The following is an 11884-nucleotide window of genomic DNA, read 5'->3' on the forward strand; positions in this document are numbered from 1 at the left end:
TGATTATCAAGCATCATCTCACCTCATCTCTAGTATAACAAAAAAGCCATCAATTTGATGACTTTTTCAGTAGACTCCACATACGGTACTGTATTTCTTTTTTCCTCATTTTTAAGTTAACTTGTTAAAGTCCCAGATTTGGTCCATCCAACCTTCATAAAAGTCTGGTTCGTGACAGACCATAAGAATAGATCCCTTGTATTCTTTGAGAGCGCGTTTGAGTTCATCCTTGGCATCCACATCCAAGTGGTTGGTCGGCTCGTCCAGCACTAAAACATTGTTTTCACGATTCATCAAGAGACAGAAACGAACCTTGGCTTGTTCCCCACCTGACAAGACCTGAATTTGACTTTCAATATGCTTGGTTGTCAGACCACAACGGGCAAGGGCTGCACGGACTTCTGCTTGGTTAAGTGCAGGAAAGGCATTCCAGACAGCCTCTAGTGGTGTTTGACGATTGCCTCCTTCTACTTCCTGTTCAAAGTAGCCAAGTTCTAGGTAGTCTCCACGTTCAACCTCCCCAGCGATTGGTGGAATAATGCCCAATAGGGACTTCAAGAGAGTTGTTTTCCCGATACCATTTGCCCCGATAATAGCAACCTTTTGATTACGTTCAAAGGTAAGATTTAAAGGCTTGGTCAGAGGACGATCATAACCAATTTGCAAATCCTTGGCTTGGAAAATAAAGCGCCCTGGTGTACGAGCCGGTTTGAAATCAAAGGATGGTTTTGGTTTCTCACTTTGCAGTTCGATAATATCCATCTTATCCAATTTCTTCTGACGGGACATGGCCATGTTTCGTGTTGCAACACGCGCTTTGTTTCGAGCTACGAAGTCCTTGAGGTCTGCAATCTCTTTCTGCTGACGTTCGTAGGCTGCCTCTAGCTGAGATTTCTTCATAGCATAGACTTCTTGGAACTGGTAGTAGTCACCAGAATAACGCGTCAGCTGTTGATTTTCCACATGGTAGACAATATTAATCACATCGTTCAGGAATGGAATATCGTGTGAAATAAGGACAAAGGCATTCTCATAGTTTTGGAGATAGCGCTTGAGCCAATCAATATGCTCAGCATCCAAATAGTTGGTCGGCTCGTCCAAAAGCAAGATATCGGGCTTTTCAAGGAGGAGTTTAGCCAAAAGTACCTTGGTTCTTTGCCCACCTGACAAAGAGGTTACATCCGTATCCATGCCAAAGTCCATGACACCAAGGGCACGCGCTACTTCATCAATCTTAGCATCCAAGGTATAGAAATCACGACTCTCCAAACGGTCTTGAAGTTCTCCCACTTCTTCCATGAGAGCATCAACATCTGCTCCGTCTTCAGCCATTTCCATATAAAGGTCATTGATACGGACTTCCGCCTTGAAAAGCTCATCAAAAGCCGTACGGAGAACATCGCGCACCGACTGCCCTTCAGCAAGGACAGAGTGCTGATCCAAGTAACCGGCAGTCACATATTTGGACCACTCAACCTTCCCTTCATCTGGCAGCATCTTACCAGTCACAATGCTCATAAAGGTTGATTTTCCTTCACCATTGGCACCAACCAGACCGATATGTTCCCCCTTGAGGAGACGGAAGGACACATCTTCAAAAATTGCACGGTCACCAAAACCGTGACTCAGATTTTTAACTTCTAAAATACTCATTTTAATTCCTTATCTTGTTTTTATACTCTTCGAAAATCAAATTCAAACCACGTCAGCTTCACCTTGCCGTACTCAAGTACAGCCTGCGGCTAGCTTCCTAGTTTGCTCTTTGATTTTCATTGAGTATTATGTAATCGTTTATAAAGTAGCCAAGCCAGATAGCCACCCAAGGTATTGGTCCACAAATCATCAATCTCAAAGACACGATTAAAATCAAAGAAAAAGTCCAAGACTAGCTGCGTACACTCGATTCCAAGACTCACTAGAAAACTGAAAAAGATCACTTTTCTTGTTTTCCGCAAGTTTGGAAGGAGATAAAGGAGTTGGAAAATCAGAGGAAAAAGTAAGAAGACATTGAGGATATTTTGTAGAAAAATCCAACATAATTGTCCAATGTCACTCACTTCACCCAGTTTCCAGAAAGAATTGAAAGGAGTCAAAAGAAAAACCAGGCGTCCAAGATGCTGAATACCTGGAGTTTCCACCCCCACGGGAGATTGTTCTTGAGGAGTAAAGCAAAAATAGACAATGCAAATGCTATAGAAAATGACTCCCCAGACTAAAATATGATTATAAGTCTTCTTCATCATTAAGGATTGACTGCTGCAACTGCTTTCTGGCGGTCACGTTTCATTGTATTAGAACGCAATTGTCCACAAGCTGCATCAATATCTGTACCATGTTCTTGACGAACCACACAGTTAACCCCTTTTTTCTTAAGCGTATCATAGAAAGCCAACACGCGCTCTTTAGGACTACGGCTATATTGGTCATGCTCACTAACTGGGTTATAAGGAATCAAGTTTACATAAGACAATTTCTTAATGTTTTTGAGCAATTCAGCCAATTCCAAGGCTTGTTCTACACCGTCATTAACTTCATTGAGCATGATATACTCAAAGGTCACACGACGATTGGTTGTTTCGATGTAGTACTCAATAGCAGCAAAGAGTTTTTCAATCGGAAAGGCACGGTTAATCTTCATGATACTTGAGCGTAATTCATTGTTCGGTGCGTGAAGGGAAACGGCAAGATTGACCTGAACTCCTTCATTAGCAAAATCACGAATTTTATGGGCCAAACCTGAGGTTGAAACCGTAATGTGACGAGCACCGATGGCCATTCCCTTGTCATCATTGATAGTACGAACGAAATTCAAGACATTGTTGTAGTTATCAAATGGTTCACCAATCCCCATGACAACAATATGGCTGACGCGTTCGTCCTGACCACGCTCATCAAAGTATTTCTGAACCAGCATGATTTGCGCTACGATTTCTCCATTATTGAGGTCACGTTGTTTCTTAATCAAACCAGAAGCGCAGAAGGTACAACCGATATTACAGCCGACCTGAGTGGTCACACAGACAGATAAACCATAGTGTTGACGCATGAGTACTGTCTCAATCAGCATGCCATCAGGCAACTCAAAAAGATATTTAACTGTCCCATCAGCAGACTCTTGAACGATACGCTGTTTCAAGGGATTGACTACAAATTGGTCATTAAGCTTAGCAATCAAATCCTTGGAAAGGTTGGTCATCTCTTCAAATGACTGGACACGTTTACGGTAAAGCCATTCCCAGATTTGATCTGCACGGAATTTCTTTTCTCCCTGCTCCAATACCCATTCCTGCATGGTTTGACGTGTTAAACTATAAATTGACGGTTTCATTTCTTCTCCTTATTCTCTACTCACTTCTGACGAATGACAAAATGACGTTGCCCCTTGTCCTCTTTCTGAGAATGCTGGTCTTTCTGACGACGTCTATTTTTCTTATCTGCATTCGGTTTTCGTTTGGTTTGAACCGGTTTCTTTCCTTTTCTAGAAGGCGTTTCTTCTTCCTTCTTACGCATTTTCTTGTCAAATGATGCTCGCTTAGGGGCTTCATTTTCTAGAACAAAATAGGCACAACCATAACTACAATACTCTAAAAGATAGTCTTGTAAACGACTGATTTTTTCAAGTTTTTCTTCTGTTCGCTCATCCTTGTAAAAACCTCGTAGACGAAGCTGTTCGTTGCTCCAGTCTCCAACGATATAATCAAACTTGGTTAAGACTTCTGAAAAACGCTGATTAAAAGCCGTCACATCAAAGGCATCCTTGATATTTTCCACCAAGGAAAAAGCTATCCCTTCCGTGTCAACCTTGTCCCCATGTAAATGGAACTCAGGACCAGGAAACTTGTTATAGTTGTATAATTCAGGTGCAATTTCTTTTCGCATAGATATCCTTTTTCACGATTACTTAATACTTTATTCTACCATAATTTCTAGCAGTTAGCACGTTTCTCATAAAAATGAAAAAAGTCTGACGATTTTGTCAGACCAAAATAATATAACCTTAAAAAGAGAAGAACAATTCTTCCCTCCAACTATCATTATTTAGCAGATGCGTACAATTCATCTACTTTGTTCCAGTTGATCACTGAGAAGAAAGCTTTGATGTAGTCAGGACGCACGTTGCGGTATTTCACATAGTAAGCATGTTCCCAAACGTCCAAGCCCAAGATTGGTTTTTTGCCTTCTGAGATTGGTGTGTCTTGGTTTGCTGTTGAAGTCACTTCAAGTTTCCCTTCTTTGTTGACAACCAACCATGCCCATCCTGAACCGAAACGAGTTGTTGCTGCTGCAGTGAAGGCTGCTTGGAATTCTTCAAATGAACCAAATGTTGCATCGATTGCTGCTGCAAGTTCTACTGATGGAGCTGTTTTTTCAGGAGTCATCAATTCCCAGAAAAGAGCGTGGTTCAAGTGTCCACCACCATTGTTGATAAGCGCTTGACGGATATCAGCTGGGATAGATTCTACATCAGCAAGCAAGGCTTCAAGATCTTCACCGATTTCAGGGTGTTTTTCAAGAGCTGCATTAGCATTGTTGACATAAGTTTGATGATGTTTGTCATGGTGCAAGTGCATTGTTTCCGCATCGATGTATGGTTCCAAAGCGTCGTATGCATATGGAAGATCTGGTAAGATAATAGCCATCTGTAATACCTCTTTTTCTTTCTATATGAAAATGATAACGCAAACATTCACTTTTTTCAAGTTTTTTGCTTATAGATGAAGAAATCACTGAAATACTTTCTAATAATACTCTTCGAAAGTCTCTTCAAACCGCGTCAACGTCGCCTTGCCGTAGATATGTTACTGACTTCGTCAGTCTTATTTACAACCTCAAAACAGTGTTTTGAGCTGACTTCGTCAGTCTTATCTACAACCTCAAATCAGTGTTTTGAGCTGACTTCGTCAGTCTTATTTACAACCTCAAAGCAGTGCTTTGAGCTGACTTCGTCAGTCTTATTTACAACCTCAAAGCAGTGCTTTGAGCAACCTGCGTCTAGTTTCCTAGTTTGCTCTTTGATTTTCATTGAGTATAAAACAAGCAAATCAGCAAGAAACCCACGACAAGATAATCCTGACGTGGGTTGTAGTTTCAAAAAATATCAATTTACCTGACTAGCAATCTGTAGGAGTGCTTTTTCAAAAAGGAAACCTTTTTCATAAAGACCTGTCTTAATCTGATAGTCTGTCTCAATCAAATAAGAAATAGCTTGCTTCAAAAAGCTCAAGGAAAGTCCTCGCGCATCTCTCAGCGCAAACTTGATTTGATAGGGATTAGGATTGCGTCCGAGAAAACTTCCTAGACTACTTGCAATCTGAGATTCTGTTTGCCCAGACTCCGACAAAATCTTCACCTGAGTAAAAGTCCGAAATTGTCCTAGCATGACTGCAATCAGTTTAATTTCATCTTCACCTTGCAAGGTCAAGTCTCTAACCAAATCGCGCGCCTGGTCCATCTTTTTAGTCAGAATAAACTGAGTTAAATCAAAAATATTATCCTGTAAGGTCTTGGGAATAGCGTTAACAATATCCTCTTCCTCGATAACAGAGTCTTCCTTATAGGACTGTAAAAAGAGGAGATTTTTCTGAATTTCACTAAATTGAAAACCCGACTTGACGAGAAGATTTTCAAAAGAATGATTAGCAAACTGCAGACCTTGTTTCTGACTCCACTTTTGGAAATACTGGCGCAATTCTTGTTCTTTGGATTCTACTGCATCAAAGACCTTGGCATCCCGCTTAAGTAATTTAACCAACCGCCTTTTGCTATCCAGCTTTCCTTCTGCAAAGATTAACAACTTGCTTGTTGGTGAAGGATTATCAAGGTATTCCTCAAATGACTTGAGCTCATCATCTGTTAAAAAGCGTTTCTTGGCTGTTGTGATATCGACAAAATGATCCAATATCACGATTTTCTCATCCGAAAAGAAAGGAAGGCTGACTAACTCCAGTTCCACATCCTTGTAAACTACTTCTTTCATATCAAAGTAGGCAAAGTTGAGGTCAGCAGAATCATAGCCAATCTGTTTCAATACTTGACTCTTCATAACTTCAAACTGACCCTGATCTGTCCCTGTAAATAGGCTCAGACTAGGTAAATTTAATAAAGTCAACTTCTGACTTTCTTCAATGGCTAGCATCTTCTCTCCTTTCTTCTGATTTTTTAATGAATTTAGTCAATATAGCGCAATTTCCCACGGAAATCTTCTAGGCTTTCGTACCCTTTTTCCGCCATGATTGCTTTCAGTTCATTGGTAATTCGGTCAAAAGCACCGACGCCTTCTTTATGAAGGGTGGTTCCCACCTGCACCATGCTCGCTCCACAGAGGATATGTTCAAAGGCATCACGACCAGTCAGAACGCCACCTGTTCCGATGATTTGGATTTGAGGATTTAAGCGTTGGTAGAAAGCATGAACATTGGCTAGAGCAGTTGGTTTAATATACTCCCCACCAATGCCACCGAAACCATTTTTAGGACGAATAACGACAGATTCGTCTTCTATATAGAGGCCGTTTCCGATAGAGTTAACGCAGTTGACAAACTTGAGAGGATACTTGTTGAAAATAGCAGCTGCTTGATCAAAGTGAACAATGTCAAAATATGGTGGGAGCTTAATCCCAAGAGGTTTGGTAAAGTAGGCAAATACTTCTGACAAAATCCGGTCTGTTGTCTCAAAATCATAGGCAATCTGAGGTTTTCCTGGAACATTTGGACAGGATAGGTTTAGCTCAGTCAGACCACGAAAATCACTCTCTTGGACTTTTTTCAAAATAGTATGGGTTTCCTCTGGAGACATGCCAACTAGAGATAAAAAGAAAGTTCGGTTTGGCTCTTTTTCCTGCAAATCCAAAAGATAGTCCAAATAATAGTCTAAGCCATTATTTGGTAAGCCCATAGAGTTGATAGAACCAAGTGGAACATCTTGATAGCGTGGCTCAGGGTTCCCCTGACGAAAGTCCAAGGTCGCTGTCTTTGTGACAAAGGTTCCTGCAACTGAGTTTTTAACCCCTTCTAGCTCCTCTATCGTCATACAAGCCACACCTGCTGCATTCATCAAGCAATTGTCAAACTCAAAACCAGCAATTTGTGATTTTGTTGATACCATGATTCTGATCCTCCAGATTCCTTTTATTGCTAATATTATACCACATTTTCAGATTTTCTCTTTGAGAAAGATATTTACAAGAAAAAGGTTCGTTTTTTATCTATTTTAAAAAGTCTCAAAACTAAATTGATAGAATTTTTAGAAAATTTTTGTTTTTTCTCTTTACAGTTAAAAAAAATTCTGCTATAATGACACACATAATTAAATTTGAATTTAAGGAGAACGATATGACATCTGCTAAAGAATATATCCAAAGCGTGTTTGAAACTGTAAAAGCTCGTAACGGGCACGAGGCTGAATTCCTCCAAGCTGTTGAAGAATTTTTCAACACTTTAGAACCTGTATTTGAAAAACACCCTGAGTATATCGAAGAAAATATCTTGGCACGTATCACTGAGCCAGAACGCGTGATTTCTTTCCGTGTTCCTTGGGTTGACCGTGATGGAAACATTCAAGTAAACCGTGGTTACCGTGTTCAATTCAACTCAGCTGTTGGACCATACAAAGGCGGACTTCGTTTCCACCCAACTGTAAATCAAGGGATTTTGAAATTCCTCGGATTTGAACAAATCTTTAAAAACGTCTTGACTGGACTTCCTATCGGTGGAGGTAAAGGTGGATCAGACTTCGATCCTAAAGGTAAAACAGATGCTGAAGTGATGCGTTTCTGCCAAAGCTTCATGACTGAATTGCAAAAACACATCGGACCATCACTTGACGTACCTGCTGGTGATATCGGTGTTGGTGGACGTGAGATTGGTTATCTTTACGGTCAATACAAACGTCTTAACCAATTTGATGCTGGTGTCTTGACTGGTAAACCTCTTGGATTTGGTGGTAGCTTGATTCGTCCAGAAGCAACTGGTTACGGTTTGGTTTACTACACTGAAGAAATGCTTAAAGCTAACGGTAATAGCTTCGCTGGTAAGAAAGTTGTTATTTCAGGTTCTGGTAACGTTGCTCAATACGCTCTTCAAAAAGCAACTGAACTTGGTGCAACTGTTATCACTGTATCTGACTCAAATGGTTATGTCATCGATGAAAATGGTATCGACTTCGATCTTTTGGTTGATGTTAAAGAAAAACGTCGCGCTCGTTTGACTGAGTATGCAGCTGAGAAAGCAACCGCTACTTATCATGAAGGTTCTGTATGGACTTACGCTGGAAACTATGACATCGCTCTTCCATGTGCGACTCAAAACGAAATCAACGGTGAAGCAGCTAAACGTTTGGTTGCTCAAGGCGTTATCTGTGTATCTGAAGGTGCCAACATGCCAAGCGACCTTGATGCCATCAAAGTTTACAAAGAAAATGGTATTTTCTACGGACCTGCTAAAGCTGCAAATGCCGGTGGTGTAGCCGTTTCAGCCCTTGAAATGAGCCAAAACAGTCTTCGCCTTTCATGGACTCGTGAAGAAGTTGATGGACGTCTCAAAGACATCATGACAAACATCTTCAACACAGCTAAAACAACTTCAGAAACATACGGTCTTGATAAAGACTACCTTGCAGGAGCTAACATTGCTGCCTTTGAAAATGTAGCAAACGCTATGATTGCACAAGGTATTGTTTAACATTCATTTGCTCAATCCTCAATCGCTCCGATTGAGGATTTTTTGGTTGAGTTAAACAGTTAGAAAATTACTTACTCGCCCCTTTCTTACCCACTAGCCAAAAAAAGAAAAACCGCTACTCCTAAGAATAGCGGTTTAATCATGTTTTTAAGCTACTAATGTAGTCGCTCTATTATTTGGCGCTTTTTTCTTTTAAATACTTTTTACCCAGTTCAACTTCTTAAGAAGGCCAAATGATATTCTCCATTCAATTTAACTGCTACTTTCTCGTGGATAGACTGATTTTCTAAAGAACATATTTCTCCATATTTCCAACTTTCATGCTCCCCTGATAATCTAGTGACTGACTTCACTTGATTATCTAAGTTAGCAACTGTAGCACTAAGCTCTTCTTTTGGAACAATTTCTTCAGTAATTGTAAATGATTGTTCCCCTATCTTCAATTCTCTGGCTTCTTGCTCATTGATAGCAAATCCTCCTACTAAGTGAACATTAAATAAGTCAGAAACTTTTAGTAGTTCTTCTTTAGAAATATTATCAAGTAGTCTACATTTATAGAAAGTACTATCAATTTTTATGGCAAATTCTCTATTTTTGGTCTGATATAAGTCACCAATCTCCAACAAATCATTCTTTATTTCATAAGTATCATCATGATTGCTTACTTTACTTTCAATATCTTCATATGAAATTAATTGATTAGTTACACCATAATGCTCTCCTTTATAATCGAATCGATTATAACTTGAGTCGAGAAATTTAACATCATACTTCTCATATGTACATCCAGTCAATCCAAGTAAACTTAAGAAAAAAATTACGGAAAGATAGATCTTTGTGAATTTCATAGTTCTCCTCCTAATTTTCTATAGTTAAATTATCAAAAATTAATAACGCTTCTCTCCAATATGTCTTGACAGACTTATTTTGGATATGAAGTAAAGTCAAAACAATTCCCAAACTTCCATCCAAAAATTTAACACTTCCTTCATTTCCATCATAGCATATAATTAAACGCCTTTTCTGCTCACAATTACTAAATTAGCAACAAACAATAATACAACATAAAAAGTTAAAGCTAGTAAATTGGTTGTGCTTCTAGAATTATTTTCTAAAATTATATTAACTGGTAAAATTACTGGAATCCAAAAAATATTAAGAAAAACTTTATTTGTTGCAAATAATATAAATAAACTTTCTACAACAGCTAAAAGTAAATTTCCACCTTTCGCAATAAACAATGTCAATAGCATGTGGAAATGATTTAGCAATATTAGTAATAACCAACTAACTATTCCTACGTAAAAATAATATGAAAAGTGTCCTAACTCTATACCTACAACTACCCATAAAGGAATAGTGAGTAAAGATAATAGTAAATCTAACACAAAAAGTTTCGCTCCCCATATACTGGATATATTTCTCCCGCTCCTAATATTCTGATAATTATTAGCATTGATTTCTTGTTCAGATACTAATAAAGTGATTATCGTAGTTATCATACAATAGCCTAACATGGGTAAAAAGATAATATTTTCCAATACAATTGTGTTATTTACAGATAATATGTAAATTGGAATTGTCAATAGTTGTATAGTAGACAAAATCAAAATAATGTATAGTTGATACGAACCTTTAAATTTAAACATTTCACTTTTTAGCAATTGGATCATTACTTAACCTCCAATTTAACATTAACAAAGAAACAATAAATAGAATCAATGATAGAAATACGGTAAATACTACCATTTTAACGTCTGTTACATGATTTGTTAAATCCAAATCTCCTGACGGTTTTATATACATAAGACTATAAGCAATTTTATAATGATATGTAAAAGGAAAGAAGAACCAAAAGCTACTTTGAGCGATAAAAGGTGCAACCAAAAAACAAATCAAGGAGTTAATAGATACTAAGATATAGGGGTTGATCCGTTTCGAAAATAGATACAAGAGTGGCAATACCCATATGGATGTTATCGAAATAAGTACTAAACAAATTAAGTCACCAATTATATTCAATGATATTAAGTCGCCATACAAAAAATTACTTGTAAATAATAATATAGCTAAAAACCATACGTTCGAAATGAGTAAATCTTTTAATTTTAAAAGTATCTTTACGATATATATTTTTATGCTATCATTTCGAAAGTATATATTCTGGAAGTTTCCTGCAGCTTCTTCTGCTTTATAATCATATAAAAATAACAATCCAATAAGCGTATACAAAAAGACGGCTTCCCACCAATATATTGAAAAACTTTCTAGAATACTCGGTCCAACAAGTAATACAGCTATTAAAATCGACAATCCAGGAGCTATTATCAAGAATTTTTTGGATGTATTTTTTCGCTGTTTTAACCATTCTGATTTAAATATTTTTATCATATTGCGTCACCTCCATGAACAATTCTTATAAATAAAGATTCTAAATCATCACTTTGAACATTCGAACCATCGTAAAAAATTTGACCATCATGTAAAATAACAACTTTATCTGCCACTTTACTAACTTCATACAGTTGATGGCTAGATAAAAGAATTGTCATTCCTGATTTCTTTAAAGAAATCATTAAATTCAACAATTCCTTTATACCATCTGGATCCAATCCATTGGTAGGTTCATCTAAAATGAGCAAATCTGGACTAGTAATTATTGCCATACCTAATCCCAAACGTTGTTTCATACCTAAAGAAAAGCTCCCTGCTTTTTTCTTTCCCGTATTAGATAGCCCAATCAAGTTTAATACTTCATTAATTCGTTCGTCAGAAATGTCATATAACAATGCTCTTGTTTTTAAGTTATCATAAGCAGATAAGTTCATGTAGATAGCTGGAGTTTCAATAAGCGCTCCAATCTCATATATACCCGCATTTTTTTCCCATTAAAAATAACCGTACCACTATCAGCATTTTCAAGACCAAAAATAATCTTCATAATTGTTGATTTTCCTGCACCATTAATACCTAATAATCCACAAATACTCCCCTCTTTTATTTCAAAAGAAATATTTTTCAGTACTTCTCTATCCTTATATGATTTTCTAAGTTTTTGAACTTGTATATTCATAACTATAATTCCTCCTTGTTTTATACTTGTATGTTATACTTTATTTTTCAAAATTTGTTCAGAATTTCCAATTTTACAAAATTAAAAAAATAGACAGTCCTCAATTTAGAAAACCATCTATTTTAATACATAA

Annotated in this window: 11 protein-coding genes and 1 pseudogene; 1 reads left to right on the forward strand and 11 read right to left on the reverse strand. The window is 37.6% G+C overall.

Translation table 11 applies throughout. The annotated features are described in order from the left end of the window. Positions 1-111: 111 nt before the first annotated feature. The 7 genes from N8L90_RS04375 to N8L90_RS04405 all read right to left on the reverse strand — a co-directional run bounded on the left by N8L90_RS04375 (position 112) and on the right by N8L90_RS04405 (position 7104). A complete protein-coding gene (locus tag N8L90_RS04375) occupies positions 112-1653 on the reverse strand; it encodes an ABC-F family ATP-binding cassette domain-containing protein (protein WP_173253317.1) in 1542 nt (513 codons plus the stop codon). A 116-nt stretch (positions 1654-1769) separates the two neighbouring features. Next, the gene (locus N8L90_RS04380) at positions 1770-2243 is read right to left on the reverse strand and encodes a VanZ family protein (RefSeq protein WP_261024325.1); all 474 of its coding nucleotides are present in this window, start codon (positions 2241-2243) and stop codon (positions 1770-1772) included. Then, the gene (rlmN, locus tag N8L90_RS04385) at positions 2243-3328 is read right to left on the reverse strand and encodes a dual-specificity RNA methyltransferase RlmN (protein WP_000804760.1); all 1086 of its coding nucleotides are present in this window, start codon (positions 3326-3328) and stop codon (positions 2243-2245) included. Before rlmN ends, N8L90_RS04380 begins: the two co-directional genes overlap by 1 nt. Positions 3329-3348: 20 nt before the next feature. After that, a complete protein-coding gene (locus tag N8L90_RS04390; protein ID WP_261024327.1) occupies positions 3349-3879 on the reverse strand; it encodes a YutD family protein in 531 nt (176 codons plus the stop codon). Between the two features lie 155 nt (positions 3880-4034). Next, positions 4035-4640, reverse strand: a complete 606-nt coding sequence (gene sodA / locus N8L90_RS04395; protein WP_261024329.1) for a superoxide dismutase SodA — start codon at positions 4638-4640, stop codon at positions 4035-4037. A 458-nt stretch (positions 4641-5098) separates the two neighbouring features. Beyond that, entirely contained in the window at positions 5099-6136 is a 1038-nt protein-coding gene (gene holA / locus N8L90_RS04400) for a DNA polymerase III subunit delta (protein ID WP_261024331.1), read from the reverse strand. A gap of 32 nt (positions 6137-6168) precedes the next feature. Beyond that, a complete protein-coding gene (locus N8L90_RS04405) occupies positions 6169-7104 on the reverse strand; it encodes a dihydroorotate oxidase (RefSeq protein ID WP_261024332.1) in 936 nt (311 codons plus the stop codon). 227 nt (positions 7105-7331) lie between these two features. Here N8L90_RS04405 and gdhA point away from each other — a divergent pair, with 227 nt between their 5' ends. Further along, positions 7332-8678, forward strand: coding sequence for an NADP-specific glutamate dehydrogenase (gdhA, locus tag N8L90_RS04410; protein WP_261024333.1), 1347 nt, complete (start codon positions 7332-7334; stop codon positions 8676-8678). A gap of 212 nt (positions 8679-8890) precedes the next feature. Here gdhA and N8L90_RS04415 read toward each other — a convergent pair whose 3' ends face one another. The 4 genes and pseudogenes from N8L90_RS04415 to N8L90_RS04430 form a co-directional block, all read right to left on the reverse strand. After that, on the reverse strand, positions 8891-9526 hold the full coding sequence (locus N8L90_RS04415; RefSeq protein ID WP_045606116.1) for a NisI/SpaI family lantibiotic immunity lipoprotein: 636 nt from the start codon (positions 9524-9526) through the stop codon (positions 8891-8893). 162 nt (positions 9527-9688) lie between these two features. After that, positions 9689-10351, reverse strand: a complete 663-nt coding sequence (locus tag N8L90_RS04420) for an ABC-2 family transporter permease (RefSeq protein WP_261024337.1) — start codon at positions 10349-10351, stop codon at positions 9689-9691. After that, positions 10329-11069, reverse strand: a complete 741-nt coding sequence (locus tag N8L90_RS04425) for a lantibiotic immunity ABC transporter MutE/EpiE family permease subunit (protein WP_000590350.1) — start codon at positions 11067-11069, stop codon at positions 10329-10331. The genes N8L90_RS04420 and N8L90_RS04425 overlap by 23 nt, the downstream gene beginning before the upstream one ends. Next, a pseudogene (locus tag N8L90_RS04430) lies at positions 11066-11751 on the reverse strand (ABC transporter ATP-binding protein). Before N8L90_RS04430 ends, N8L90_RS04425 begins: the two are co-directional and overlap by 4 nt. Between the last annotated feature and the right edge of the window lie 133 nt (positions 11752-11884).

It is taken from the genome of Streptococcus mitis (assembly GCF_946190115.1).
Taxonomy (GTDB): Bacteria; Bacillota; Bacilli; order Lactobacillales; family Streptococcaceae; genus Streptococcus; species Streptococcus mitis_CO.

Bases quoted from the DNA above. Each gene is read 5' to 3' on its own strand.
- sodA (WP_261024329.1), bottom strand. From the start codon at position 4,640: ATGGCTATTATCTTACCAGATCTTCCATATGCATACGACGCTTTGGAA.
- N8L90_RS04420 (WP_261024337.1), bottom strand. From the start codon at position 10,351: ATGATCCAATTGCTAAAAAGTGAAATGTTTAAATTTAAAGGTTCGTAT.
- N8L90_RS04415 (WP_045606116.1), bottom strand. From the start codon at position 9,526: ATGAAATTCACAAAGATCTATCTTTCCGTAATTTTTTTCTTAAGTTTA.
- N8L90_RS04390 (WP_261024327.1), bottom strand. From the start codon at position 3,879: ATGCGAAAAGAAATTGCACCTGAATTATACAACTATAACAAGTTTCCT.
- N8L90_RS04425 (WP_000590350.1), bottom strand. From the start codon at position 11,069: ATGATAAAAATATTTAAATCAGAATGGTTAAAACAGCGAAAAAATACA.
- N8L90_RS04380 (WP_261024325.1), bottom strand. From the start codon at position 2,243: ATGATGAAGAAGACTTATAATCATATTTTAGTCTGGGGAGTCATTTTC.
- N8L90_RS04375 (WP_173253317.1), bottom strand. From the start codon at position 1,653: ATGAGTATTTTAGAAGTTAAAAATCTGAGTCACGGTTTTGGTGACCGT.
- rlmN (WP_000804760.1), bottom strand. From the start codon at position 3,328: ATGAAACCGTCAATTTATAGTTTAACACGTCAAACCATGCAGGAATGG.
- gdhA (WP_261024333.1), top strand. From the start codon at position 7,332: ATGACATCTGCTAAAGAATATATCCAAAGCGTGTTTGAAACTGTAAAA.
- holA (WP_261024331.1), bottom strand. From the start codon at position 6,136: ATGCTAGCCATTGAAGAAAGTCAGAAGTTGACTTTATTAAATTTACCT.
- N8L90_RS04405 (WP_261024332.1), bottom strand. From the start codon at position 7,104: ATGGTATCAACAAAATCACAAATTGCTGGTTTTGAGTTTGACAATTGC.